At 60.3% G+C, this 26190-nt stretch carries 19 protein-coding genes and 1 pseudogene; 16 read left to right on the plus strand and 4 right to left on the minus strand.

Annotated features, from left to right (window positions below; genetic code table 11):
• Positions 1–102: 102 nt before the first annotated feature.
• A complete protein-coding gene (locus tag ACIP66_RS15315) occupies positions 103–540 on the minus strand; it encodes a YkgJ family cysteine cluster protein (protein WP_008080573.1) in 438 nt (145 codons plus the stop codon).
• A 259-nt stretch (positions 541–799) separates the two neighbouring features.
• Here ACIP66_RS15315 and ACIP66_RS15320 point away from each other — a divergent pair, with 259 nt between their 5' ends.
• From ACIP66_RS15320 to ACIP66_RS15340, 5 genes are all read left to right on the plus strand, one after another.
• Complete coding sequence (locus tag ACIP66_RS15320; RefSeq protein WP_212549948.1) at positions 800–3250, plus strand: glycogen/starch/alpha-glucan phosphorylase; 2451 nt, start codon at positions 800–802, stop codon at positions 3248–3250.
• Between the two features lie 167 nt (positions 3251–3417).
• Positions 3418–7002 (plus strand): DUF2339 domain-containing protein, encoded by a 3585-nt coding sequence (locus ACIP66_RS15325; protein WP_400649003.1) that lies wholly within the window; start codon positions 3418–3420, stop codon positions 7000–7002.
• Positions 6999–8363: a DUF3999 domain-containing protein gene (locus tag ACIP66_RS15330; RefSeq protein WP_400649004.1), complete on the plus strand. Its 1365-nt coding sequence runs from the start codon at positions 6999–7001 to the stop codon at positions 8361–8363. Before ACIP66_RS15325 ends, ACIP66_RS15330 begins: the two co-directional genes overlap by 4 nt.
• Before the next feature lie 331 nt (positions 8364–8694).
• On the plus strand, positions 8695–9705 hold the full coding sequence (locus tag ACIP66_RS15335) for a class 1 fructose-bisphosphatase (protein WP_007909265.1): 1011 nt from the start codon (positions 8695–8697) through the stop codon (positions 9703–9705).
• A gap of 3 nt (positions 9706–9708) precedes the next feature.
• Positions 9709–10311, plus strand: coding sequence for a DUF924 family protein (locus ACIP66_RS15340; RefSeq protein WP_400649006.1), 603 nt, complete (start codon positions 9709–9711; stop codon positions 10309–10311).
• Positions 10312–10396: 85 nt separating this feature from the next.
• Here the strand turns inward: ACIP66_RS15340 and ACIP66_RS15345 are convergent, their stop codons facing one another.
• Positions 10397–11161, minus strand: a complete 765-nt coding sequence (locus ACIP66_RS15345; protein ID WP_371262350.1) for a methyl-accepting chemotaxis protein — start codon at positions 11159–11161, stop codon at positions 10397–10399.
• 93 nt (positions 11162–11254) lie between these two features.
• Positions 11255–12289 (minus strand): annotated as a pseudogene (locus tag ACIP66_RS15350) (cache domain-containing protein); the annotation flags it as partial.
• Between the two features lie 282 nt (positions 12290–12571).
• Between ACIP66_RS15350 and ACIP66_RS15355 the strand changes: the two are divergent.
• Complete coding sequence (locus tag ACIP66_RS15355) at positions 12572–12826, plus strand: hypothetical protein (protein ID WP_053116610.1); 255 nt, start codon at positions 12572–12574, stop codon at positions 12824–12826.
• Positions 12827–12856: 30 nt separating this feature from the next.
• Positions 12857–13426, plus strand: a complete 570-nt coding sequence (locus tag ACIP66_RS15360) for a lipocalin family protein (protein WP_159811596.1) — start codon at positions 12857–12859, stop codon at positions 13424–13426.
• An 89-nt stretch (positions 13427–13515) separates the two neighbouring features.
• Here ACIP66_RS15360 and ACIP66_RS15365 read toward each other — a convergent pair whose 3' ends face one another.
• On the minus strand, positions 13516–14880 hold the full coding sequence (locus ACIP66_RS15365; RefSeq protein WP_400649008.1) for a formimidoylglutamate deiminase: 1365 nt from the start codon (positions 14878–14880) through the stop codon (positions 13516–13518).
• A gap of 146 nt (positions 14881–15026) precedes the next feature.
• Between ACIP66_RS15365 and hutC the strand changes: the two genes are divergently transcribed.
• From hutC to hutH (ACIP66_RS15410), 9 genes are all read left to right on the plus strand, one after another.
• Positions 15027–15737, plus strand: a complete 711-nt coding sequence (gene hutC, locus ACIP66_RS15370; protein ID WP_163013658.1) for a histidine utilization repressor — start codon at positions 15027–15029, stop codon at positions 15735–15737.
• Between the two features lie 9 nt (positions 15738–15746).
• The gene (locus tag ACIP66_RS15375) at positions 15747–16316 is read left to right on the plus strand and encodes a HutD family protein (protein WP_400649009.1); all 570 of its coding nucleotides are present in this window, start codon (positions 15747–15749) and stop codon (positions 16314–16316) included.
• Positions 16317–16780: 464 nt separating this feature from the next.
• The gene (gene hutU, locus ACIP66_RS15380) at positions 16781–18448 is read left to right on the plus strand and encodes a urocanate hydratase (protein ID WP_162130775.1); all 1668 of its coding nucleotides are present in this window, start codon (positions 16781–16783) and stop codon (positions 18446–18448) included.
• A gap of 155 nt (positions 18449–18603) precedes the next feature.
• Positions 18604–20076, plus strand: coding sequence for a cytosine permease (locus tag ACIP66_RS15385; RefSeq protein ID WP_053116615.1), 1473 nt, complete (start codon positions 18604–18606; stop codon positions 20074–20076).
• Positions 20077–20146: 70 nt separating this feature from the next.
• Entirely contained in the window at positions 20147–21115 is a 969-nt protein-coding gene (locus tag ACIP66_RS15390) for an ABC transporter substrate-binding protein (RefSeq protein WP_053116616.1), read from the plus strand.
• Between the two features lie 83 nt (positions 21116–21198).
• Positions 21199–22050: a proline/glycine betaine ABC transporter permease gene (locus tag ACIP66_RS15395; protein ID WP_008080600.1), complete on the plus strand. Its 852-nt coding sequence runs from the start codon at positions 21199–21201 to the stop codon at positions 22048–22050.
• The gene (locus ACIP66_RS15400; RefSeq protein ID WP_053116617.1) at positions 22047–22877 is read left to right on the plus strand and encodes a glycine betaine/L-proline ABC transporter ATP-binding protein; all 831 of its coding nucleotides are present in this window, start codon (positions 22047–22049) and stop codon (positions 22875–22877) included. The genes ACIP66_RS15395 and ACIP66_RS15400 overlap by 4 nt, the downstream gene beginning before the upstream one ends.
• A gap of 133 nt (positions 22878–23010) precedes the next feature.
• A complete protein-coding gene (gene hutH / locus ACIP66_RS15405; protein WP_400649011.1) occupies positions 23011–24534 on the plus strand; it encodes a histidine ammonia-lyase in 1524 nt (507 codons plus the stop codon).
• Positions 24535–24652: 118 nt separating this feature from the next.
• Positions 24653–26185 (plus strand): histidine ammonia-lyase, encoded by a 1533-nt coding sequence (gene hutH, locus ACIP66_RS15410; protein ID WP_053116619.1) that lies wholly within the window; start codon positions 24653–24655, stop codon positions 26183–26185.
• Positions 26186–26190: the final 5 nt, after the last annotated feature.

Raw genomic sequence — 26190 nt, forward strand, 5'->3', positions numbered from 1 at the left:
TTGAAAGGGGCGCCAAACGCGTTTCAAGCCTGTAAAGGTGTAAACGATGTCCCCGGTCTAATTTGTAAAGGATGTACCGGTCTCTACAGTGAGGGTAAGCTTTTAAAACTTCTCGATCGCGCGGAAATTCTGCTCGCGCACCACTTCCTTCGGCTTGTACGCGCAATACCCCGGGCGTGGCCCGATCTTCGGGTGATTGCGGCAGGTATCCGGGCGCTTGTCATAAATGGTGCACAGGCGGCTCTTACGATCCAGGTAGTAGCAATCGTTGTTGCTCATGCGCTGCAGGGTGAAAATGCCGGACTTCTGATTGAAGCGTTCAACCAGGCCTTCCTTCTGCAAACGCTTGGCGATGTTCTTCGGCGGGTCACCGAGTTCGAATTCGTCGACCACACCGATGCGCACCAGATCCTTGATTTTCACCTCAACCGGCAGCGTGCAGCAGCTGGATATGCAAGAACCGCACATCGGGGCTGAATATTTTGCCCACGTATCGAGACGATCGATCTCGGCGGCGGCAATCAGGTTGGGCTTCATCATCGGGAGTTACCAGGCGTGTGTGCATCAGGGCGCGCGATCATACCGGGACTGGTGGATTTTTGAACAACCTTTCGCCAGATTTTTTCTCGATACAGGCACATTGCCGGACAATTCGGCACGGCCCCTGCATTCATTAGCCCAGCCGCCAGGGTTATGCCGGGCCATCTCACCGTCTCAGGAAATACTGCCGAACCAGAGCCCTCACCGTCGGTCAGACCGTCTAGGCTCAGACAATTCCCGCTCGCTCGAGGTCCCATTGATGACTCAAGAACCACTAGTTCGCGAAGCAGAGGTGGCCGCATTCCGCGATGCCGTCCTGACCAAACTCACCTACGCGGTGGGCAAAGACCCTGATCACGCCTTCGACCATGACTGGTTCGAAGCCATCGCTTTGGCTGCGCGCGATCACATGGTCGAGCACTGGATGGATCACACCCGGCAGATCTACCGCAAAGGCCAGAAGCGGGTGTATTACCTCTCGCTGGAGTTCCTCATCGGCCGTTTGCTCTACGACAGCCTGAGCAACCTTGGCCTGCTCGACGTCGCCCGTGAAGCGTTGACCGAACTCGGTGTCGATCTCGAACGCATCCGCTTGCTGGAGCCCGACGCCGCGCTCGGTAACGGTGGCCTCGGTCGTCTGGCGGCGTGCTTTATGGAAAGCATGTCGACCCTCGGCATCGCCGGCCACGGTTACGGCATTCGTTATGAACACGGTTTGTTCCGCCAGGCCATCGTCGACGGCTGGCAACAGGAGCAGACCGAGCACTGGCTGGATTTCGGTAACCCGTGGGAGTTTGAACGGCCAGAGGTCGTCTACTCCATCGGCTTCGGCGGCAGCGTTGAAACCGTCACCGACGTCAGCGGCAAATCCAAACAAGTCTGGTCGCCGGCAGAAACTGTCCGCGCGATCGCTTACGACACGCCGGTGGTCGGCTGGCGCGGGGCAAGCGTTAATACGCTGCGTCTGTGGCGTGCCCGCGCCATGGAAGATTTGCACCTGGAGCGCTTCAACGCCGGTGACCACTTGGGCGCCGTCGCCGAAGTTGCTCGCGCCGAAAGTATCTCGCGCGTGCTCTACCCGGCAGACAGCACCGAAGCAGGGCAAGAACTGCGCCTGCGTCAGGAATACTTCTTCGTCGCCGCCTCGTTGCAGGATCTGCTGCGTCGCCATCGCAACATGCACACCTCAGTGCTGACGCTGGGCGATCACGCGGCGATCCAGCTCAACGACACCCACCCTTCGATTGCCGTCGCCGAACTGATGCGGCAATTGGTCGATGTCTACGACGTGGCATGGGACGCGGCGTGGCAAGTGACGGTCGATACGCTGTCGTACACCAACCACACGCTGCTGCCGGAAGCGCTGGAAACCTGGCCGGTGGGCCTGATGGAACGCATGCTGCCACGGCACATGCAGATCATTTACCTGATCAACGCCCAGCACATCGATTCGCTGCGCGCCAAAGGCATTCACGATTTCGACGTGCTCCGCGCCGTGTCGCTGATCGAAGAAGACAACGGTCGCCGCGTGCGCATGGGCAACCTCGCGTTCCTCGGTTCGCACAGCGTCAATGGTGTATCCGGATTGCACACGCAGCTGATGCGTAAAACCGTGTTCGCCGAACTGCACAAGCTCTACCCGGAACGGATCAACAACAAAACCAACGGCATTACTTTCCGCCGCTGGCTGTATCAGGCCAACTCGGAACTGACCTCGATGCTGGTCGACGCATTGGGCCCGGATCTGCTGGATAACGCGGAAGAGCGCTTGCTCGATCTTGAACCGTTCGCCGAGAAGCCTGCGTTCCGCAAAGCTTTCGCCGAACAGCGCCTGCACAGCAAAAAAGCGCTGGCTTATCTGATTCATGAACGCTTGGGCATTGCGGTGAACCCGGCGGCGATGTTCGACGTGCAGGTCAAACGGATCCACGAATACAAACGCCAGTTGCTCAACCTGCTGCACACCGTAGCGTTGTATCAGGCGATTCGCGCCGAGCCGGAAGTCGACTGGGTGCCACGGGTGAAAATCTTCGCCGGTAAAGCGGCGGCGAGTTATCACCAGGCCAAACTGATCATCAAACTGACCAACGACATTGCCCGGGTGGTGAATAACGATCCGACGGTGCGTGGCCTGCTGAAAGTGGTGTTCCTGCCCAACTACAACGTCAGTCTGGCGGAGAGCATTATTCCGGCGGCGGACTTGTCCGAGCAGATTTCCACTGCCGGTTTCGAGGCGTCGGGCACCAGCAACATGAAGTTCGGCCTCAACGGCGCGCTGACTATCGGCACGCTGGACGGCGCCAACGTGGAAATGTGCGAGCGCATCGGGGCCGAGCACATGTTTATCTTTGGTCTCAGCGCGCAGCAGGTTGAGGCGCGTAAACAGAACCACGAGTTCAGCGCCTTGCCGGACATCGCCGCGTCGCATCGTCTGAACGATGTGCTGCAAGCGATCCGCAGTGGGGTGTTCTCGCCGGACGATACTTCGCGCTACACCGGGTTGATCGACTCGCTGGTGGATTACGACCGCTTTCTGGTCTGCGCTGATTTCGACTCGTACTGGGAAGCGCAGAAACGCGTTGAAGCGCATTGGCACGACAGCAACAACTGGTGGCGTTCGGCGGTGCTCAACACGGCGCGGATGGGCTGGTTCTCGTCAGACCGGACGATTCGTGAGTACGCCACGGAGATCTGGAAAGCACTGGAGTAACTTTCCGCTCGGCTCGATATAATCGCGCGCCGGAAAAGATCGCAGCCTTCGGCAGCTCCTGCACAGGTGTTCGCATAACCCTGTAGGAGCTGCCGCAGGCTGCGATCTTTTTGGGTCAGGCTGCGCTAATCTTCCCGGATTGGCCTTCGCGCTTAGGGATATCGACCATGCAATGGATGTTCATGTTGATCGGGCTGGTGCTCGGCTGGCTGCTCGACGAGTCGTTCAGTGATGCGCTGTTGGGCGCGTTGCTGGGGCTGGTGATCGGGCAGACGCTGCGCATTGCTCGGCTTGGCTCGCAAGCGGCTGAGCAACAGCAGCAACTTGAACAGGCGAAAGTCGCGTTGCAGGGCGTCGAGCAGCGGCTGTTTCTGCTGGAAGGCGCGCCGGTTCGTGCCGCACCATCACCGAGTGCAGCACCGGTTGCCGAGCCAGTCGCAGACCCCATCAAAACCGTCGAAGAAGCCCCAGCCCCTGAATTGGTCTGGGAACTGCCCCCCGAACTCGAACCGATTTCTGCCGTCGCCAGCGAAACCAGTCAACCGCTGCCCGCCGATGTCTGGAACCTCGACGCCGTTACTCCCGAACCACAAAAACCCGCCGAACCCCGTGGCCCGAACCTTATCGAGCGCGGCATCAGTGCTGCGCGCAATTGGCTGTTCGGCGGTAACACCGTGCTGCGCGTCGGCGTGGTGTTGTTGTTTTTCGGTCTGGCGTTCCTGCTGCGTTACGCCACCGAAGGCATGGTCGTGCCGATCGAGTTGCGTTACGCCGGTGTCGCAGCCGCCGCGCTGGGCTTGCTCGCGCTGGGCTGGTGGTTGCGCAATCGCAACAGTAATTACGCATTGATGCTGCAAGGCACCGGGATCGCGGTGTTGTACCTGACGGTATTTGCGGCGATGCGTCTGCATCCGCTGCTCGATCCTTCTGCCGCGCTTGGATTGCTGGTCGCGGTCACGGTGTTCTCGGCGATTCTGGCGATCACCCAGGATGCGCTGGGCCTGGCTGCCGCAGCCGCATTAGGCGGTTTCGCCGCGCCGATCCTGACCTCGACCGGCGCCGGTAACCATGTCGCGCTGTTCAGTTATTTCGCGTTGCTCAACGCCGGTATTCTCGCCATCGCCTGGTTCAAGGCCTGGCGCCTGCTCAACCTGATCGGCTTCGTCGGCACCTTCGGCATCGGTTTCGCCTGGGGCCTGCGTTCGTATGCGCCGGAGTTGTTGTGGAGCACCGAGCCGTTTCTGATTCTGTTCTTCCTGATGTACCTCGGCATCGGCCTGTTGTTTGCCCGACGCAAATTGCTCGACATGCCCGATGCCCCTGCGGACGGCGACCGTGATGCCTTGCTGCACTGGTCGGCGCGCAAGGGCGATTACGTCGACGGGACGATGCTGTTCGGCCCGCCGATCATTGGTTTCGGATTGCAGTTTGCGTTGGTGCAGCATCTGGAGTTCGCCGCCGCGTTCAGCGCGCTGGCACTCGGCATGATTTACATGGCGCTGGCCAAGGTGTTGATGGGTGGCCGCGCGGCGTTGCTGGGCGAAACCTGTCTGGCGCTCGGGGTGATTTTCGCCAGTCTGGCGATTCCGCTGGGGCTGGATGCTCGCTGGACCTCGGCGGCGTGGGCCGTGGAAGGTGCGGGGATTTTCTGGCTCGGTTTGCGTCAGCATCGACCGTTCGCCAGGGCATTCGCGTTATTGCTGCAACTGGGCTCGGCGCTGGCGTTTCTCAGTCAGTTGCGGGTTGGCGAAAGCAGCCTGCTCGACGGTGCTCCGCTCGGCGCGTTGATGCTCGGCAGCGCTTTGCTGTTCAGCTTTTATCAACTGCGCAAGGCCTCGGCGGAGCAGACTTCGCCATGGGAGCGCCAAGGCCTGCCAGTGTTGGCCTGTCTGGGCCTGACCTTCCTCTACCTGCTGGCGCCGCTGTTTTTCTTCACGCAAGGCACGGCGATCAGTTGGGCATTGGCCGGGTTGGTGACGTTGTTCGTCGGCCTGCGGATTCAGTCGCGCACGTTCCTGTTCACCGCGTTTGCCGTGCAATTGCTCGGCGGCGCTTTGTTCCTCTTGCGTCTGCAAGGCGCGGGCGAGGATTCAGCGGCGGTGTTCAGCGCCGGTTGGAGCGGTTTGCTCAGTGCTTCGCTGATTGGTCTGGCGTTGATCGCCGGCATGCTGTTGGCGGCTCGCGATGAAATGGTGCGCAGCGATGTACGCCTGCTGCGCGGTTTGTCGGTGGTGTTGCTGGCCGGTCTGGTGCTGATCAATCTGGCGGTGCTGTTCGTGCTGCCGTGGCAGACCGCGAGCGCGGTGTGGGCCGCGAGTGGTTTGTTGATTATCTGGCTGAGCCTGTACCTCAAGCAGCGTGTGAGCTTTGTCTTCGGTCTTTTATTGCAGTTGATTGGTGGCGCGGCGTTTCTGTTCGCAGGCCCCGAGCTGCTCGGGCCGCTGTCCAGCGAAGGACTGAAACCGCTGGCCCACGGCGGATTCTGGACGCCGCTGGTGCTGGGGCTGGCCGCGATGATCGGTGCGTGGCGCCTGCAACTGGGCAATCACGCTTCGGCATTCGATGCGTTGAGTTTGCAGCGTTTGTCCGAAGTTTTGCTGGTGTGGGGCGCGGGTTGGTGGGCGCTGGCGTGGGTCAGTGAAGTGCTGCGTTTTGCTACGCCGAATCTGCAAGGCACGTTGCTGCTGTTGGTTGCAGCGGTGAGCGTGGCGTTGTGGACGGTGTTGTCGCTGCGCCTGAAATGGCCGGCGCTGGGTTTGCTTTGCACCTTGCTGATTCCGGCGGCGGGGCTGGTGTTGCTCGCTGCCTGGCATTCGCGTTATCACCCGGCGGCCGATTTCGGTTGGCTGGCGTGGGCGGCAGTGTTCGCCGTGCATTTCTTCAGTCTGCGCGGCTTGGCGCCGATGTTGCCGGCGCGCGCTTTGAGCACCGCGCATGTGCTCGGCTGCTGGCTATTGATCGGCGTGCTGGCGCTGGAATTGCGCTACGGTCTGCTGTTGTTGTCCGAGCAATACAACGCCTGGCGCTGGTTGGGCTGGGCGATTCTGCCAAGCCTGTATTTGCTGATGGCGGCGGCACCGCGCAATTGGCCGTGGCCGGTCGCAGCGTTTGCCCGCGAGTACCGCTTGTACGCCGCTGCGCCGTTGGCGGTGCTGATGCTCGCGTGGTTCTGGCTGGCGAATGGCGTCAGCGATGGCAATGCCGAACCGTTGCCGTACGTGCCGCTGCTCAACCCGTTGGAGTTGGGTTTGCTGTTCGCGCTGTTCGGCGTTTATGTGTGGTCGCGCAGTGCGGTTTCGCAGCTGTCGATTCGTCAGGACTACGCCGAATACGCGACGCAATTGATCGCCGGGGTTTCACTGTTCGCCTTCTGCACGGCGTTGGTCACCCGCGCCGCGCACCATTGGGCGGGGATTCCGTTTGAGCTGGATACGCTGCTCGCTTCGATGCTGGTGCAGGCGGGCTTGTCCATCGTCTGGACGCTGATGGCGCTGGGGCTGATGATCGGCGGGCATCTGCGTCATCGTCGCGAAGTGTGGCTGATCGGCGCGGCGCTGATTGCGCTGGTCGTGGCCAAACTGATTTTTGTCGAATTGAGCAACCGTGGCGGCCTCGCCCGGATCGTCTCGTTTATCGGCGTGGGCGTGTTGCTGCTGGTGGTCGGCTATTTCGCGCCGCTGCCGCCCAAACGCGTCGACGCTGACCCGGCGGCGGACAAACCGGCCCCGGACACCGAAGGAGTTTCATCTTGAGTCGCATGCTGAATCTGGGTTGGTTGGCGTTGGGTGTGGTGATGGCTGCCGGCGCCCAGGAAAAACCGGCGGACTTCGCCACGCAAGTGCCGCTGTCGGTCAGCGGTGACGGGCCGTGGTATCGCCTCGAACTGCCGCTGAATGTGCAATTGCAGGCGCGCCAGACCGATCTCAGTGACCTGCGCGTGTTCAACGCCGCCGGCGAAGCGCAGGCGTACGCCTTGGCGCGCGAATCGGCACAGACCCGCGATGACGGTCAGTTGCACGAGGTGAAGTGGTTCCCGCTGTACAACGCCGCCGATTCGAATGAACACGTGCCGAACGTGCGCGTGCAGTCGACCACCAATGGCACGCTGGTCGAAGTGCAGCCGTCGAGTCAGCTGGAGGCGGGCGAGGAAGTGCTGCGCGGTTGGCTGCTCGATGCCAGCGCGATCAAGGCGCCGTTGCAGCAGTTGATCCTCGACTGGACCAGCGAGCGCGATGGCTTTCAGCGTTTCAGCATCGAAGCCAGTGATGACTTGCAACACTGGCAGCCGTGGGGCGAAGGCCAGGTTGCGCGCCTGACGTTTTCCGATGAGCGCATCGAGCAGCATGAAGTGACGTTGCCGGGGCAATCCGCGCGCTATTTGCGCCTGTTGTGGGATTCGCCGAGTTCGGCGCCGACCATCACCTCGGCACAGTTGAAAAGCAGCGATCCGCGCAACGTTCCGCTGCCGTTGGTCTGGTCGCAAGCGTTGGCTGGCAGCAGCACCAAGGCTGGCGAGTACAGCTGGCAGTTGCCCATGGGGCTGAACGTCGAGCGCGTGCAGGTCGAGCTGAAACAACCTAACAGTCTGGCGCCGGTGACATTGGCCGGGCGCCGCGAAAGCAGCTTGCCGTGGCAGGAACTGAGCAACGGTTTGCTGTATCGCCTGACGCAGAATGGCCAGGACGTGGTGCAGAATGAATTGCAGCTCTACGGGCAAACCGTGCAGCAGTTGAAGTTGACGGTGGATGAGCGCGGCGGTGGTCTGGGTGAGCAGGCGCCGAGTTTGAAATATGCGGTGCGCGCGACGCAGGTGATTTTCCTTGCGCGCGGCGAGGGGCCGTACAGTCTGGCGGTGGGCAATGCGACGGTGAAAACGGCGAATCTGCCGTTGGCGACGCTGATTCCGGGTTTCAAACCGGAGAAGTTGGCGGGGCTGGGTAAGGCTGTGGTTGGGGGGGAAGTGGTGGCGACGCAGACTTCGACGGCCACGACGGCGGCTGTGGCGGAGACCAATTGGAAGAAGATCGGGTTGTGGGCGGTGTTGTTGCTGAGTGTGGTGTTTTTGGGGGCGATGGCGTTTAGTTTGTTGCGCAAGCCTCCCGCTAAATCCTGAAAAAGCGGGTGCTGTGCACCCGATCGCGAGCAGGCTCACTCCTACAGGGGAACGCATTTCTTCAGTTGGAATACCATCAACTGTAGGAGTGAGCCTGCTCGCGATAGCGTTTTCCCAAACAACAAAAATCCACAAACTGTCGCGCCCACCCTGCACCATCCGTCCCGAACCGGACTACGCTAAATCCGCTACCTGAACTCTCCACCGACAATCACGTCTCATGCAGGCAATTACACCCCAACGCACGTTACCGGGCGTCTTCGCTCGCTACGGTTTCAGACTCCCTGTAAACTGCGCGGGTTTTTAGCCCCCCATTCCACCGGAGCCGTCCATGTCCCGCGTTACCCTGAGTCGCTATTTGATTGAGCAGACCCGCAGCAATAACACTCCTGCCGATCTGCGTTTCCTGATCGAAGTGGTCGCGCGTGCTTGCAAAGAAATCAGCCACGCCGTGTCCAAAGGCGCCCTGGGCGGTGTTCTGGGCAGCATGGGCACTGAAAACGTCCAAGGCGAAGTGCAGAAGAAACTCGACGTGATCTCCAACGAGATCCTGCTCGAAGCCAACGAATGGGGCGGTCACCTGGCCGGCATGGCGTCCGAAGAAATGGACAATGCCTACCAGATCCCGGGTAAATACCCGAAAGGCGCGTACCTGCTGGTATTCGACCCACTGGACGGCTCGTCGAACATCGACATCAACGCCCCCGTCGGCACCATCTTCTCGGTACTGCGTTGCCCGAACGAATACCTGAGCCAGAACGAGCCGCTGAACGAGAAAGCGTTCCTGCAGCCAGGCACTCAGCAAGTTGCCGCCGGTTACGCGATCTACGGCCCGCAAACCATGCTGGTGCTGACCCTGGGCGACGGCGTCAAAGGCTTCACCCTGGACCGCGAAATGGGCAGCTTCGTGCTGACTCACGAAGACATCACCATTCCTGAATCGACCCAGGAATTCGCCATCAACATGTCCAACCAGCGTCACTGGGAAGCCCCGGTACAACGTTACGTTGGCGAACTGTTGGCCGGTGAAGAAGGTCCGCTGAAAAAGAACTACAACATGCGTTGGGTCGCGGCGATGGTTGCCGACGTACACCGCATCCTGACCCGTGGCGGTCTGTTCATGTACCCGCGCGACAGCCGTGAGCCATCCAAGCCAGGCAAACTGCGTCTGATGTACGAAGCCAACCCGATGTCGTTCCTTGTGGAACAAGCGGGCGGCGCGTCCACCGACGGTCACCAGCGCATCCTCGACATCCAGCCTGAAGGCCTGCACCAGCGCGTAGCGGTGTTCCTCGGCTCGAAAGAAGAAGTCGCACGCGCTACGGCTTACCACAAGGAATAAACCATGACCGCGCCCTGGCAGCCGTTGCTCGATTGGTGGTTCGGACATGCCGAATCCCCGGACGACATTTCGGCTGACAAGGGCAAGTTGTGGTTCGGTAAGCGAGACAGCCAAGACCTCGAAGCGCAGACGCGTTTCGGGGTCTTTGTCGATCAGGCCCTGGCCGGCGAATTGACCGAGTGGACGCAACGTCCCGAAGGTTGGCTGGCGCTGGTGTTACTGCTCGATCAACTGCCGCGAATGATCTTTCGCGACACCCCCAAAGCGTTTTCCGGTGATCTGCGCGCGCAGAAACTCGTCGCCCAAGGCATTGCGGCGGATTTTGATCGGCAGTTGAAACCGATCCAGCGTGTGTTTATTTATCTGGTGTTCGAACACTGCGAAAACCTCGCGGTGCAAAACGAGGCGGTCTCCCGGTTTATCGAACTGGTGGCTGAACAGCCGGAAGGTGAACGGGCGGTGTTTGCCGATAACCTGGATTATGCCGAACGGCATCAGAAAGTGATCGCACGGTTTGGCCGGTTTCCGCATCGCAATGCGGTGTTGGGGCGGGAGTCTACGGCTGAGGAGATGGTGTTTCTTTCCGAACCGGGTTCGCGGTTCTGATCCCAAAAAAGATCGCAGCCTACGGCAGCTCCTACAGTGAACTCGATCTATGTAGGAGCTGCCGCAGGCTGCGATCTTTTGATCCTTAAATGCGGAAACTACCCACCAACTGCTTCAACCGCGCCGCCTGCTGCTCCAGATCCGAGCAAGCCCGCAACGTCGCCTGCAAATTCTCCACACCTTCCTGATTCAGCGTGTTGATCTCGTTGATATCGACATTGATCGACTCGACCACCGCCGTCTGCTCTTCAGTCGCGGTCGCCACCGACTGGTTCATCCCGTCGATTTCACCAATACGCTGAGTAACGCTGCCCAAGCGCTCGCCGGCCTGGTTGGCGATGCCGACGCTGCTTTCGCTCTCGCGCTGGCTCTCGGTCATGATGCTCACAGCCTGACGCGCGCCGACTTGCAGTTCTTCGATCATCTTCTGCACTTGCTGCGCCGAGTCCTGAGTGCGATGCGCGAGGTTGCGTACTTCATCTGCAACCACGGCGAAACCACGCCCGGCTTCACCGGCACGCGCTGCTTCGATCGCGGCGTTGAGCGCGAGCAAGTTGGTTTGCTGCGAGATGCTGGTGATCACTTCGAGGATCTGGCCGATGTTCACCGTGTTGGCGTTCAGGGTTTCGATGTTGCCGCAGGAGTCGCTGATCTTCGCCGACAGCTGTTGCATGGCCGAAATGGTTTTATCCACAACCTGCTGACCGTCCACCGCGAGGCTGCGCGCATCGCTCGAATGCTGCGAGGCGAGCGCGGCGTTCTGGGCGATTTCCTGCGCGGCGGCGCCGAGCTGATTGATCGCGGCGGCGACGCTGTTGGTGCGGGTGGCTTGCTGATCCGAGTTGTACATCGACGAGTTCGACGCCGCGACTACGCGCAGGGCGACTTCGTTGACCTGGCCGGTGGCCGAGGACACTTCGCGGATCGAGGTGTGGATGCGCTCAACAAAACGGTTGAACGAAGTGCCCAGCGCGCCGAATTCATCGTTGCCGTGGATCACCAGACGTTTGGTCAGATCGCCTTCACCTTCGGCGATGTCATGCATGGCGCGACCCATGGTCAGCAGCGGCTGCATCAACACGCGGATGAGCATGCCGAGCAGGGCGATGATGATCACCACGGCGATGACCATGGCGATCAGTGCCGAGGTGCGGAATTCGCTGAGCATGGCGAACGCGGTGTCTTTATCGAGCACCAGCGCCACGTACCAGTCGGCGGATGGCACACCGTTAACGTGGGTGAAGGAGATCAACTGGGTCTTGCCGTCGAACTCGACTTCCTTCAGGCCCGGAGTGACTTTCGGCGCACCGTTCGGGTAGGCCTCGGCGAGGGTCTTGAGCACCAGTTTGCTGTCCGGGTGAATCAGGATCTTGCCGTCGGCACTGACGATGAACGCGTGGCCATGGCCGCCGAAGTTCAGCGAGTTGATGATCGCGCTGACGCTGGTCAGGTCGATGTCCGCGCCGGCAACGCCGAGCATCTGCCCTTGGCGCTGCACCGGGGTGGCGACGGTGATCACCAGTTTGCCCGAGGAGGCGGCGACGTACGGTTCGGTGACGATAGTCTGCTGCGCGCTGTTCGCCGCTTTATACCAGCCGCGCGCGCGCGGGTCGTAATCCGGCGCGCGGTTGCCGGCCGGCACGGAGAACATCACGCCGTCGGCACCACCGAAGTAGCTGAGCTGGAAATTACCGGTGTAGGCGGGCAGGTCGATGATGCGTTTCAGACTGGCCGGGGCATTGCCGTCGACAACCACTTGCTGGGACATCGATTGCAGCAATTGAATGCGGCTTTCCAGCCAGGTCTGGATGTTGCTGGTGGTCAGGCTGCCCAGTTCCTGCATCGACGCTTCGGTGCTGCTGCTCAGCGCTTCGCGCTGTCGATAGTCGTTGAAGAAAATGAAACAGGCGAACGCAACGGCCACCACGAGGGCGGCAGCCAACAAAATCTTGTGGCTGAATTTCATGTTTCTGGTCATCGAATGAGCTACCGCGAAGGGGCTGATCAAGAAAGGGCGGCAATTTGCCACACAGGGAGGCTTTGCGCTGCTCTTGTTTCGACCGGGGCGCGCCAAAGATTAGGCCTTTTTTGCGAATTGCGACGAAATGCTCAAAAGCGCGACAAAGTGTCTGATTTATCGGCAAAAGCCAGACGAGCGGAGCAATAAATAGGCGTCCCGGGAGGGAACCAGACACCACTTTTCTCTTCTAAGCTTCTGGTTGGCCCCATGCCATCCCCCTTCCGTTCCAGGAGTTACACCATGTCGCTGCGATCTATCGCCCTTTTGTCGTTCTGCGTGCTGTTGGCCGCCTGCGGCAAGATCAATCAGGAAAACTACTCGAAGCTCTCGGCCGGCATGGCCAAGACCGAAGTTGAGACCTTGTTGGGCAAACCGACTGATTGCTCGGGCGCGCTCGGCATGTCCAGTTGCACCTGGGGCGACAAAAACAGCTTTATCAGCGTGCAGTACGCCGGTGACAAAGTGCTGATGTTTTCCGGCCAAGGCCTGAAGTAAACCGGGGCCTCGCGCCCACGGAGAAGAAAAATGAAGCGGTTATTGCTTGTCCTTTTTGCCGGCCTGGTACTGGCCGGCTGCGCCACTTCCGGCGTAGATCCGTTGGCGCCGAAGACCGTCAACAGCGTCAATCTCAAGCGTTACCAAGGGACCTGGTATGAGCTGGCGCGTTTGCCGATGTACTTCCAGCGCGACTGCGCGCAATCCGAAGCGCATTACACCCTCAAGCCTGACGGCAACGTCGCGGTGCTCAATCGTTGCCTGACCCCGCAATGGCAGTGGGAAGAAGTGAAGGGCACGGCTTATCCACAAGTGCCGGGCAAAACCGACAAATTGTGGGTCGAGTTCGATACTTGGTTCTCGCGTCTGATACCGGGTGTGGCGAAAGGCGAATACTGGGTGCTGTACGTCAGCGATGACTACAAGACCGCCATCGTCGGCGACCCGAGTCGCAAGTACATGTGGCTGCTGTCGCGCACGCCGACCGTCAACGGTGTGGTGCGTGAAGAACTGCTGAGCAAGGCGCGTCAGCAGGGCTATGACACCACGCGATTGATCTGGCGAGCGTCGGATCGGCAGATGGCCAAGACTTCTAATTAAGAGCGAAAAGATCGCAGCCTTCGGCAGCTCCTACATGGGAAAGTGTTCACCCTGTAGGAGCTGCCGAAGGCTGCGATCTTTTGCTTTTCTTAACCTAAAAGGTCGCGCAAGACTTGGGTGAACGCGCGGGCGCTGTCCTCTTCCCCGGCATGCCGGCCATCACGCACAACCCACTGGCCATTGACCAACACATCACGCACCTGACGATCCCCTCCGGCAAACAACCAGCGATTCAAAATCCCGTCTCCGTTCGCCGTCGCCAGATACGGATCGTTGCCATCGAGCACAATCCAGTCCGCCCGTTTGCCAACCTCCAGCGCACCAATCGGCTGCCCCAGCGCCTGCGCACCGCCATCCAGAGCCGCGTCATACAGGGTGCGCCCGACCATCGGCTGATCCGCGCCGTACAACCGGTTACGTCGCTGATCACGCAGACGCTGGCTGTATTCCAGCCAACGCAATTCTTCCACCACACTCAGCGAGACATGGCTGTCGGAACCGATGCCCATGCGTCCACCCTGCGCGAGGAAATCCACCGCCGGGAAAATTCCGTCGCCCAGATTCGCTTCAGTGGTCAGGCACAGCCCGGCGATGGCGCGACTCTTGGCCATCAGCGTGACTTCTTCCGGATTGGCGTGGGTGGCATGCACCAGACACCAGCGCTGATCAACTTCGGCATTTTCGTACAGCCATTGCAGCGGACGCCGACCGCTCCAGCTCAGGCAGTCGTCGACTTCTTTCTGCTGTTCGGCGATGTGAATGTGAATCGGGCATTGCTTGTCGCTGGCCGCCAACACTTCGCTGATCTGCTGCGGCGTCACCGCGCGCAACGAGTGGAAGCACAGCCCCAGCGATTGCGATTTTTGCTGCGCCAGTAACGGCTGCAAACGCGACTGCAGATTCAGGTAATTTTCGGTGCTGTTGATAAAACGGCGCTGGCCATCGTTAGGCGTTTGCCCGCCGAAACCGGAGTGGCTGTAGAGCACCGGCAGCAAGGTCAGACCGATGCCGCTTTCACTCGCCGCCTGACTGATACGCAACGCCAGTTCAGCCGGATCGGCGTACGGCTGACCATTGCTGTCGTGGTGCACATAGTGGAATTCGGCCACCGAGGTGTAACCGGCCTTGAGCATTTCGATGTACAGCTGACGGGCGATCACACCGAGCTGATCCGGGCTGATTTTTCCGACGAGGCGATACATCAAATCGCGCCACGTCCAGAAACTGTCGTTCGGGTTGCCGGCCACTTCGGCCAGTCCGGCCATCGCACGCTGGAAGGCGTGGGAGTGCAGATTGGGCATCCCCGCCAGCAACGGCCCGCTCAGTCGTTCGGCGCCATCTGCGGTGGAATCGGCCTGGATTTGGGTCAGCGAGCCCTCGGCGCTGACCTCAAGACGTACATTGTTGGCCCATCCGTTAGGCAGCAGCGCGCGTTCGGCAAAGAAGGCGGACATGGTTCAGCACCCCATCGTGTGTTATTTGTATATACATATACAGACGTTTGCCTGCCCGGTAAACTCCGGCAAGCTAGCCTCTCTCATCCAATGAACATGGATCAACCTTGCCGACTCCGCCTCCAGTCTCCCCGTTGGCCGCGAACATGGGCGACAGTCCGGCGCCCTTGTACGCCCGCGTCAAACAGATGATCACCCAGCAGATCGACAGCGGAAACTGGCCGCCGCACTACCGCGTGCCGTCCGAAAGCGAGCTGGTCAATCAACTCGGTTTCAGCCGAATGACCATCAACCGCGCCCTGCGCGAGATGACCGCCGACGGTCTGTTGGTGCGCATGCAAGGCGTCGGCACGTTTGTGGCCGAACCGAAGAGCCAGTCCGCGCTGTTCGAAGTGCACAACATCGCCGACGAAATCGCTTCCCGTGGCCATCGCCACACCTGCCAGGTGATCACCCTCGAAGAAGAGGCCGCCGGTTCCGAACGCGCGCTGGCGCTGGACATGCGCGAAGGGCAGAAGGTCTTTCACTCGCTGATCGTGCATTACGAAAACGACATTCCGGTGCAAATCGAAGACCGTTTCGTCAACGCGCTGGTCGCGCCGGAATACCTCAAGCAGGACTTCACCCTGCAAACGCCTTACGCCTATCTCAACCAGGTCGCGCCGCTGACCGAAGGCGAGCATGTGGTTGAAGCGATTCTGGCAGAGCCGTCCGAGTGCAAGTTGCTGCAGATTGAGAAGGGTGAGCCTTGCTTGCTGATTCGTCGCCGCACGTGGTCGGGGCGTCAACCGGTGACGGCGGCGCGATTGATTCACCCGGGTTCTCGTCATCGTCTGGAAGGTCGGTTTCATAAATAGAGAGCATAAATGAGTGAAGTGAAGGTTTTACGCGCTGAAGGCTACCCGCGCATGCCGTGGAAAAACGGCGGCGGCAGCACTGAGGAAATAACCCGTGATGCCGGTGCCGGGCTGGACGGTTTCGGCTGGCGCCTGTCGATTGCCGACATCGCCGAGTCCGGCGGTTTTTCCTCCTTCGCCGGTTACCAACGAGTGATCACCGTGTTGCAGGGTGACGGCATGACCCTGTGCGTCGACGGCGACGATACGCGGCCGCTGTTACCGCTCGACCCGTTTGCCTTCAGCGGTGAAAGCCAGGTTTCCTGCACGCTGCTCGGCGGTGCGATTCGCGACTTCAACCTGATCTACGCGCCACAGCGGTACAGCGCTCGGTTGCAGTGGCTGGACGGTGAACAGCGGTTTTTCAGCTCGGCGGGGACGGTGCTGGTGTTCAGTGTCAGTGAGTTGCTGGAAGTGCAGGTTGGTCATTCCGCATCGCAACTCGGTCGCCATGATTGCCTGCAACTGGACGGTAACGCCGGACTGGTTGAAGTCACCACCAATGCCGCTTGCTGTGTCATTGAGCTGACGGCGCGCTGATTCAAAAATCTTAAAAGATCGCAGCCTTCGGCAGCTCCTACAGGGTGTACCTCAATCCCACTGTAGGAGCTGCCGAAGGCTGCGATCTTTTGCTTTTGGGATGTTCCCAACACACGCACCAACTTGTTACCGAACGCCCCAGCGTGGCGCAAAACCTCGCTTTCGTAACAATCCCCAACCCCCTCCATCAATACCCTCGAAAAATTTCATCCACGCCAGAACCCTTGATTCAGGCGCCCTCCAGCCGTGTCCGCGGTTTTTCTTGAACAGCCCTCCAACAAGTTGGCCGCTTGATTGCATATGCTTGTATGTACAAGTAAAGACGTATGCGTATGAGTCGTTCGAGACTCTCCGCAGCGTCCACTGATTCGCTTGTCGCGCAGCGAAGCGCACAGGCTGCTTGCCCACTGCCAGGGTTGGTTTGAATTGATCGCTGAGGAGTCTCTTTCGTGACTGATAACAAAATGACTAAGTTTCGCGATGTCGAAATCCGTGCCGCCCGCGGCAACAAGCTGACCGCCAAGAGCTGGCTGACTGAAGCGCCGCTGCGCATGCTGATGAACAACCTCGACCCGGAAGTCGCCGAGAACCCGAAAGAGCTGGTGGTTTACGGTGGTATCGGTCGCGCCGCGCGTAACTGGGAGTGCTACGACAAAATCGTCGAAAGCCTGACCAACCTGAATGACGACGAGACCCTGCTGGTGCAATCCGGCAAGCCGGTCGGCGTGTTCAAGACCCACAGCAACGCCCCGCGCGTACTGATCGCCAACTCCAACCTCGTCCCGCACTGGGCGAGCTGGGAGCACTTCAACGAACTCGACGCCAAAGGCTTGGCCATGTATGGCCAGATGACCGCCGGCAGCTGGATCTACATCGGCAGCCAGGGCATCGTTCAAGGCACCTACGAAACCTTCGTTGAAGCCGGTCGCCAGCACTACAACGACAACCTCACCGGCAAGTGGGTGTTGACCGCCGGTTTGGGTGGCATGGGCGGCGCACAACCGCTGGCGGCAACCCTGGCCGGCGCTTGCTCGCTGAACATCGAATGCCAGCAAGTGAGCATCGATTTCCGCCTGAAAAGCCGTTACGTCGACGAGCAAGCCAAAGACCTCGACGACGCCCTGGCGCGCATCGACAAATACACCAAAGAAGGCAAAGCGATCTCCATCGCGCTGCTGGGTAACGCCGCAGAAATCCTCCCGGAACTGGTCAAGCGCGGCGTGCGCCCGGACATGGTCACCGACCAGACCAGCGCCCACGACCCGCTCAACGGTTACCTGCCTGCCGGCTGGACCTGGGACGAATACCGCGCCCGCGCCAAGACCGAGCCGGCCGCTGTGATCAAAGCCGCCAAGCAGTCGATGGCCGTGCACGTTAAAGCGATGCTGGAATTCCAGAAACAAGGCATTCCGACCTTCGACTATGGCAACAACATCCGTCAGATGGCACAAGAAGAAGGCGTAGAAAATGCCTTCGACTTCCCGGGTTTCGTACCGGCTTACATCCGTCCGCTGTTCTGCCGTGGCATCGGCCCGTTCCGTTGGGCGGCGCTGTCCGGCGATCCGCAAGACATCTACAAAACCGATGCCAAGGTCAAAGAGCTGATCCCCGACGACGCGCACCTGCACAACTGGCTGGACATGGCCCGCGAGCGCATCAGCTTCCAGGGTCTGCCGGCACGTATCTGCTGGGTCGGCCTGGGCCTGCGCGCCAAGCTCGGTCTGGCCTTCAACGAAATGGTGCGCAGCGGTGAGCTGTCGGCACCGATCGTCATCGGTCGCGACCACCTCGACTCCGGCTCGGTGGCCAGCCCTAACCGTGAAACCGAATCGATGCAGGACGGTTCCGACGCTGTGTCCGACTGGCCACTGCTCAACGCTCTGCTCAACACCGCGAGCGGCGCGACCTGGGTTTCCCTGCACCACGGCGGCGGCGTCGGCATGGGCTTCTCGCAGCACTCGGGCATGGTGATTGTCTGTGACGGTACGGACGAGGCGGCCGAGCGCATTGCGCGCGTCCTGCACAACGACCCGGCCACTGGTGTTATGCGCCACGCCGATGCCGGTTACCAGATCGCCATCGACTGCGCCAAGGAACAGGGTCTGAACTTGCCGATGATCACCGGTAAATAAATGCAAAAGCCCTGTAGGAGTGAGCCTGCTCGCGATGAGGCCGGCACATTTAGCAAATGTGCTGACTGACACACCGCCATCGCGAGCAGGCTCACTCCTACAAAAGCAAAAGCCAAAAAAGAACAAAACCCGGAACAATCCACAGAGGTTGAATCATGGCTGTCACCACCGATCGTGCAAGCAACAAACCGTTGATCGAAAGGCGTTCGATCGACTACATCCCGGAAGCGGAAAGACACGGTCGTCTGTTCAGCCAATTCACCCTGTGGATGGGTGCCAACCTGCAAATCACCGCGATCGTCACCGGGGCTTTGGCCGTGGTGTTGGGCGGTGATGTGTTCTGGTCGCTGATCGGTCTGTTGATCGGTCAATTGCTCGGCGGTGGTGTGATGGCGCTGCATGCCGCGCAAGGGCCGAAACTCGGTCTGCCGCAGATGATCTCCAGCCGCGTGCAGTTCGGCGTTTATGGCGCGGCGATCCCGATCGTGTTGGTGTGCCTGATGTACCTGGGTTTCACCGCAACGGGGACGGTGCTTTCCGGTCAAGCGTTGGGCCAGTTGTTTAATGTCAGCGACAGCGTCGGCATCCTGATTTTCGCCAGTGTGATCGTGGTGGTCACGGTGCTCGGTTATCGGGTGATCCACTGGATCGGCCGTGTCGCCAGTGTCATTGGCGTGATTGCCTTCGTGTTTTTGTTCTGGCGGCTGATGAGCCAGACCGACGTCGGCGCACTTCTGCAAATCCGTCATTTCAGCTGGAGCAGCTTCCTCCTCGCGGTGTCGCTCGCGGCCTCCTGGCAGATCGCTTTCGGCCCGTACGTGGCTGACTATTCCCGTTACCTGCCGAGCAACACCTCGGCGGTTAAAACCTTCTTCGCCGCCGGTGCCGGTTCAGTGGTCGGCGCGCAAGTGGCGATGATCCTCGGCGTATTCGCGGCGGCTTCGGCCAACGGCCAATTCGCCGGTCACGAAGTTGCCTACATCGTCGGCCTGGGCGGCACCGGAGCCACCGCTGCGCTGCTGTACTTCAGCATCGCATTCGGCAAGGTGACCATCTCGACGCTGAACTCCTACGGCAGCTTCATGTGCATCGCGACCATCATCAGTGGTTTCAAGGGGCACCTGACCGTTACGCGTATGCAGCGTCTGGTGTTCGTGCTGGTGATCGTTGGCGCGGCGACCCTGATCGCGCTGCTCGGCCAGCACTCGTTCCTCGGTGCGTTCAAGTCTTTCATCCTGTTCCTGCTCGCGTTCTTCACCCCGTGGAGCGCGATCAATCTGGTGGATTACTACTGCATCACCCGTGAGCGTTATGACGTGCCGGCGCTGGCCGATCCGAATGGTCGCTACGGTCGCTGGAACTTGCTCGGCATCAGCGTCTATGTGTTCGGTGTGCTGGTGCAGCTGCCATTCATCTCCACCAAGTTCTACACCGGCCCGCTGGTGGCAGCCCTCGGTGATGTGGATATTTCCTGGATCATCGGTCTGGTGCTGCCGGCCGTCGTCTACTACGTGTGCGCGAAAAAATGGCACAGCGCGGTACCCGATCAACTGATTCTGCCGGTCGAGCAGAACAGCGTTGTACAACCTAAAACAAGCGGGGCCGGACGCGCTGCGGCGCAGGCCTGATTTGGACGTGGACAGGGCTGGATGCCTCTTGACTGCCGAAAGCCAATTCATGATTAGGAGCGTCACAACAATGAAATCGAACAAGACCCTGCTGACCACATTGCTGTCCATGGGCCTGCTGGCCAGTGCCGGTGCCACCCAGGCTGCGGGCTGGTGCGAATCGGGCAAACCGGTGAAGTTTGCCGGCCTGAACTGGGAAAGCGGCATGTTGCTGACCGACGTCCTGCAAGTGGTGCTGGAGAAAGGCTACGACTGCAAGGTCGACAGCCTGCCGGGCAATTCCATCACCATGGAAAACGCCCTGAGCAGCAACGATATTCAAGTGTTCGCCGAAGAGTGGGTCGGCCGCAGCGAGGTCTGGAACAAGGCCGAGAAGGCCGGCAAGGTCGTCGGTGTCGGCGCACCTGTGGTGGGCGCTGTGGAAGGCTGGTACGTGCCGCGCTACGTGATCGAAGGCGACGCCAAGCGCAAGCTGGAACCGAAAGCACCGGATCTGAAAAACATCGCCGATCTGGGCAAGTACGCCGCCGTGTTCAAGGATCAGGAAGAGCCGTCCAAGGGGCGTTTCTACAACTGCCCGGCCGGCTGGACTTGTGAACTCGATAACAGCGAAATGCTGAAAAGCTACGGCCTCGAAAACAGCTACACCAACTTCCGCCCGGGCACCGGCCCGGCGCTGGATGCGGCGGTGCTGTCTAGCTACAAGCGTGGCGAGCCGATCCTGTTCTACTACTGGTCGCCAACCCCGCTGATGGGCCAGGTTGACCTGGTCAAACTCGAAGAAAAACCCGGCGTCGACAAGTCTGTGAGCATCAAGGTCGGCCTGTCCAAGACCTTCCACGACGAAGCCCCGGAACTGGTCGCCGTGCTGGAAAAGGTCAACCTGCCGATCGACCTGCTGAACCAGAACCTGGGTCGCATGGCGAAGGAACGCATCGAGTCGCCAAAACTGGCGAAAATCTTCCTCAAGGAACATCCTGAAGTCTGGCATGCGTGGGTCAGTGACGACGCAGCCAAGAAAATCGACGCGGCGCTGTAGGTCGATACCTCCCGGCTAACCGCGAGGCAGGCCGGGAGATATGCCGTAAACGCTTGATTGAGATTTCTGATTGAGAGCCGCTTATGTTTCCCGAGAGCTTTACCTTTTCCATCGCCGACTGGGTCAACGGTTGGGTCGATTCGCTGGTCACCAACTACGGTGATGTGTTCCGCCATATCTCCGACACCCTGCTGTGGGCCATCGTCAACCTCGAAGGCATGCTGCGTGCGGCGCCGTGGTGGCTGATGCTGGCGATCGTCGGTGTGATCGCCTGGCACGCCACGCGCAAAGTGGTGACCACTGCGGTCATCGTCGGTTTGTTGTTCCTCGTCGGCGCGGTCGGCCTGTGGGACAAACTCATGCAGACGCTGGCCCTGATGATGGTCGCGACGATCATTTCGGTGCTGATCGGCATCCCGCTGGGGATTCTCTCGGCGCGCAGCAATCGCCTGCGCTCGGTGCTGATGCCGCTGCTCGACATCATGCAAACCATGCCAAGTTTCGTCTACCTGATTCCGGTGCTGATGCTGTTCGGCCTGGGCAAGGTACCGGCGATTTTCGCTACCGTTATCTATGCTGCGCCACCGCTGATTCGCCTGACTGATCTGGGCATCCGCCAGGTTGACGGCGAAGTGATGGAAGCGATCAACGCATTCGGCGCCAACCGCTGGCAGCAACTGTTCGGCGTGCAACTGCCGCTGGCCCTGCCGAGCATCATGGCCGGGATCAACCAGACCACCATGATGGCCCTGTCGATGGTGGTGATCGCCTCGATGATCGGCGCCCGTGGTCTGGGTGAAGATGTGTTGGTGGGGATTCAGACCCTCAACGTTGGACGTGGCCTTGAGGCCGGTCTGGCGATCGTGATTCTCGCAGTGGTCATCGACCGCATTACTCAGGCGTACGGTCGGCCACGGCATGAGGTGAGCAAATGAGCAACGCAACCGTGAGCAAGATCGAAGTCAAAAACGTCTTCAAGATTTTCGGCAACCGCGCCAAGGACGCACTGGCGATGGTCGGCCAGGGCAAGACCAAGGATCAGGTGTTGAGCGAAACCGGTTGCGTGGTCGGCGTTAACGACCTGTCGCTGAGCATCGGTACTGGCGAGATCTTCGTGATCATGGGCCTCTCCGGTTCCGGTAAATCGACTCTGGTTCGTCACTTCAACCGGCTGATCGACCCCACCAGCGGCGCGATCCTTGTCGACGGCGTCGACATCCTGCAATACGACATGGAAGCCCTGCGCGAATTCCGCCGGCACAAGATCAGCATGGTGTTCCAGAGCTTCGGCCTGCTGCCGCACAAAACCGTACTCGACAACGTCGCCTACGGCCTGAAGGTGCGTGGCGAGAGCAAGCAAATGTGCGCGGAACGCGCGCTGCACTGGATCAACACCGTGGGCCTGAAGGGCTACGAAAACAAATACCCGCACCAGCTCTCCGGCGGCATGCGCCAGCGTGTTGGTCTGGCTCGGGCTTTGGCGGCAGACACCGACATCATCCTGATGGACGAAGCGTTCAGTGCGCTGGATCCGCTGATCCGCGCCGAGATGCAGGATCAGTTGCTCGAGCTGCAAAAGACGTTGCACAAGACCATCGTGTTTATCACCCACGACCTGGATGAGGCGGTGCGCATTGGTAACCGGATTGCGATTCTCAAGGATGGGCGGTTGATTCAGGTCGGCACGCCACGCGAGATTCTGCATTCGCCGGCGGATGAGTACGTTGACCGGTTCGTTCAGCGGCGTGCGGCGGTGGTCTAACAGACTTGCGGTGAGGCTGCCGGCCCCTTCGCGAGCAAGCTCGCTCCCACAGGAGACCGCATTCCAATGTGGGAGCGAGCTTGCTCGCGAAGGGGCCGGCAGAGCTGCATCAATATTACGGTTGAGGTTTTAGATGTCCCAGGCTGAAAAAATCGTTATCACCGGCGCTCCTCTGCGTTGGCAGGACGTGGTTGCTGTCGCCCGTCACGGCGCTCAACTGGAGCTGTCGAGCGACACCTGGGCGCGCATCGAAAATGCGCAGGCCATCGTCCAGCGCATCGTGGCCAGCGGCGAGCGTGCCTATGGCGTCAACACCGGCCTGGGCGGTTTGTCCAACGTTTCCCTAAAAGACGAACAGCTCAGCCAGCTCTCGCGCAACACCTTGCTCAGCCATGCCTGCGGCGTCGGCCCGGTACTCGCCGACGAGCAGACCCGCGCGATCATCTGCGCCGCCATTCACAACTACAGCCACGGCAAATCCGGCCTGCATCGCCGGGTCGTCGAAGGGCTGCTGGCGCTGCTCAATCGTGGCATCACCCCGCAAGTGCCGTCGCAAGGTTCAGTCGGCTATCTGACGCACATGGCGCACATCGGTATCACGCTGCTCGGCGTCGGCAATGTCAGCTATCGCGGGCAGATTATTTCCGCACAACAAGCGTTGGCCGAAGAAGGCCTGCAACCGGTGCAGCTCGGCGCGAAGGACGGTTTGTGTCTGGTCAATGGCACGCCATGCATGACCGGCCTCAGCTGTCTGGCGATTGCCGATGCCACGCGGCTGGTGCAGTGGGCCGACGTCATCGGTGCGATGAGTTTCGAAGCGCAGCGCGGTCAGATCGACGCGTTCGATGCCGAGATCATCGCGTTGAAACCGCACCCGGGCATGCAGCAGGTCGGAATCAATTTGCGCGCATTGCTCGATGGCAGTGAAGTGATTGCGTCGAGCAAAGGCATTCGCACTCAGGATGCGCTGAGCATTCGTTCGATCCCGCAAGTACACGGCGCGGCGCGTGATCAACTCGACCATGCGATCAAGCAGATCGAAGCCGAACTCAACGGCTGCACCGACAATCCGTTGCTGCTCGGCACGCCGGATAATTTCCGGGTGATGTCGCAAGCCAATCCGCACGGCCAATCGGTGGCGATGGCGGCGGATTTGCTGGCGATTGCCATGGCCGAAATCGGCTCGATCGCCGAGCGTCGCCTCGATCGTCTGGTCAACCCGCATGTCAGCGGTTTACCGGCATTTCTGGTGGCCAATCCGGGGGTGAACTCCGGGATGATGATCGTCCAGTACGTCGCCGCGTCGCTGTGCGCGGAAAACCGCCAATTGGCGCAACCGGCGGTGCTCGATAACTACATCACTTCCGGCTTGCAGGAAGACCATCTGAGCATGGGCACCAATGCCGCGCTGAAGCTGCATCGCGCGCTGGAAAACTGCACGCAGATCCTCGCCATCGAATATCTGCTGGCGGCGCAGGCGTTTGAATTCCTCAAGGAACAACGCTTCGGCGCCGGCACTGACCGCGCGTGGCGACTGCTGCGCGAAACCGTCCCGGCCTACGATCAGGATCGCTGGCTCGCCCCGGATATTGCCGCCGCCGCGAGCGTGTTGAAAAACCCGAATCTGCTGCACAACGTTCTATCGAATTTGCATTGAAAAACTACCCTGCCAGCGTGCCAAGGCGCCGGATGCCCACAAGGCTGAAAGCGACGGATAACGGAATGCTCCGGAGCGAATGGCAAGTTAATAACAAACTCTCAAAAGGAGCATTTAAATGACTGCGCTGAACCTGATTCCCGGCCAACTGAGCCTGGCCCAACTGCGTGACGTCTACCAGAACCCGGTCAAGCTGACGCTCGACAACAGCGCCTCGGCGCAGATCGAAGCCAGCGTCGCTTGCGTCGAGCAGATCCTCGCCGAGAACCGCACTGCCTACGGCATCAACACCGGTTTCGGCCTGCTGGCCTCGACGCGCATCGCCAGCGAAGACCTGGAAAACCTGCAGCGCTCGCTGGTGTTGTCCCACGCCGCCGGTGTTGGCGTGCCGATCAGCGATGAGTTGGTGCGTCTGGTCATGGTGCTCAAGGTCAACAGCCTCAGCCGTGGTTTCTCCGGCATTCGCCGCGTGGTGATCGATGCGCTGATCGCGTTGATCAACGCCGAGGTTTATCCGCACATTCCGTTGAAAGGTTCGGTGGGGGCGTCGGGCGATCTGGCGCCGTTGGCGCACATGTCGCTGGTGCTGCTGGGCGAGGGCAAGGCGCGCTACAAAGGCGAGTGGATGGAAGCGGTTGAAGCGCTGAAAGTCGCGGGTCTGACGCCGCTGACGCTGGCGGCGAAAGAAGGTCTGGCACTGCTCAACGGTACTCAGGTTTCCACCGCGTTCGCGCTGCGTGGGTTGTTTGAAGGTGAAGACTTGTTTGCCGGCGCGTTGGCGCTGGGCGGTCTGACGGTTGAAGCGGTTTTGGGTTCGCGTTCGCCGTTTGATGCACGCATTCATGCGGCGCGTGGCCAGAAGGGTCAGATCGATGCGGCTGCGGCTTATCGTGATCTGCTCGGTGAGCGCAGTGAAGTCTCCGATTCGCATCAGAATTGCGAGAAGGTTCAGGATCCGTACTCGCTGCGCTGCCAGCCGCAAGTCATGGGCGCCTGCCTGACCCAGTTCCGTCAGGCCGCTGAAGTGCTGGCGGTTGAAGCCAACGCGGTTTCCGATAACCCGTTGGTGTTTGCCGCTGAAGGCGACGTGATCTCTGGCGGTAACTTTCACGCCGAACCGGTGGCCATGGCCGCTGACAACATGGCGTTGGCCATTGCCGAAATCGGCTCGCTGAGCGAACGCCGCATCTCGCTGATGATGGACAAACACATGTCGCAACTGCCGCCGTTCCTGGTGGCCAATGGCGGCGTGAACTCCGGATTCATGATTGCGCAGGTGACCGCAGCGGCGCTGGCCAGCGAGAACAAAGCGTTGTCGCATCCGCATTCGGTGGACAGTCTGCCGACCTCGGCTAACCAGGAAGACCACGTTTCCATGGCACCGGCGGCGGGCAAGCGTCTGTGGGAAATGGCCGAAAACACCCGGGGGATTCTCGCGGTGGAATGGCTGGCGGCGGTGCAGGGGCTGGATTTGCGTAACGGTCTGAAAACTTCGGCGAAGCTTGAGCAAGCGCGAGCGATTCTGCGTAAGGAAGTGCCGTTTTATGAGAAAGACCGGTTCTTCGCGCCGGACATCAATGCGGCGACTGAGTTGTTGGCTTCGCGCTGCCTGACCGAGCTGGTTCCAGCGAAGCTGCTGCCTAGTTTGTAACCCAC

It is taken from the genome of Pseudomonas sp. NPDC088429 (assembly GCF_044753305.1).
GTDB lineage: Bacteria > Pseudomonadota > Gammaproteobacteria > Pseudomonadales > Pseudomonadaceae > Aquipseudomonas > Aquipseudomonas rustica.

Coding starts and splice junctions, on each gene's coding strand:
- ACIP66_RS15325 (WP_400649003.1), top strand. CDS start 3,418: ATGCAATGGATGTTCATGTTGATCGGGCTGGTGCTCGGCTGGCTGCTC.
- hutC (WP_163013658.1), top strand. CDS start 15,027: ATGGGCGACAGTCCGGCGCCCTTGTACGCCCGCGTCAAACAGATGATC.
- ACIP66_RS15340 (WP_400649006.1), top strand. CDS start 9,709: ATGACCGCGCCCTGGCAGCCGTTGCTCGATTGGTGGTTCGGACATGCC.
- hutU (WP_162130775.1), top strand. CDS start 16,781: ATGACTAAGTTTCGCGATGTCGAAATCCGTGCCGCCCGCGGCAACAAG.
- ACIP66_RS15360 (WP_159811596.1), top strand. CDS start 12,857: ATGAAGCGGTTATTGCTTGTCCTTTTTGCCGGCCTGGTACTGGCCGGC.
- ACIP66_RS15375 (WP_400649009.1), top strand. CDS start 15,747: ATGAGTGAAGTGAAGGTTTTACGCGCTGAAGGCTACCCGCGCATGCCG.
- ACIP66_RS15320 (WP_212549948.1), top strand. CDS start 800: ATGACTCAAGAACCACTAGTTCGCGAAGCAGAGGTGGCCGCATTCCGC.
- ACIP66_RS15315 (WP_008080573.1), bottom strand. CDS start 540: ATGATGAAGCCCAACCTGATTGCCGCCGCCGAGATCGATCGTCTCGAT.
- ACIP66_RS15365 (WP_400649008.1), bottom strand. CDS start 14,880: ATGTCCGCCTTCTTTGCCGAACGCGCGCTGCTGCCTAACGGATGGGCC.
- ACIP66_RS15385 (WP_053116615.1), top strand. CDS start 18,604: ATGGCTGTCACCACCGATCGTGCAAGCAACAAACCGTTGATCGAAAGG.
- ACIP66_RS15335 (WP_007909265.1), top strand. CDS start 8,695: ATGTCCCGCGTTACCCTGAGTCGCTATTTGATTGAGCAGACCCGCAGC.
- hutH (WP_053116619.1), top strand. CDS start 24,653: ATGACTGCGCTGAACCTGATTCCCGGCCAACTGAGCCTGGCCCAACTG.
- ACIP66_RS15400 (WP_053116617.1), top strand. CDS start 22,047: ATGAGCAACGCAACCGTGAGCAAGATCGAAGTCAAAAACGTCTTCAAG.
- ACIP66_RS15345 (WP_371262350.1), bottom strand. CDS start 11,161: ATGTACAACTCGGATCAGCAAGCCACCCGCACCAACAGCGTCGCCGCC.
- ACIP66_RS15395 (WP_008080600.1), top strand. CDS start 21,199: ATGTTTCCCGAGAGCTTTACCTTTTCCATCGCCGACTGGGTCAACGGT.
- hutH (WP_400649011.1), top strand. CDS start 23,011: ATGTCCCAGGCTGAAAAAATCGTTATCACCGGCGCTCCTCTGCGTTGG.
- ACIP66_RS15355 (WP_053116610.1), top strand. CDS start 12,572: ATGTCGCTGCGATCTATCGCCCTTTTGTCGTTCTGCGTGCTGTTGGCC.
- ACIP66_RS15390 (WP_053116616.1), top strand. CDS start 20,147: ATGAAATCGAACAAGACCCTGCTGACCACATTGCTGTCCATGGGCCTG.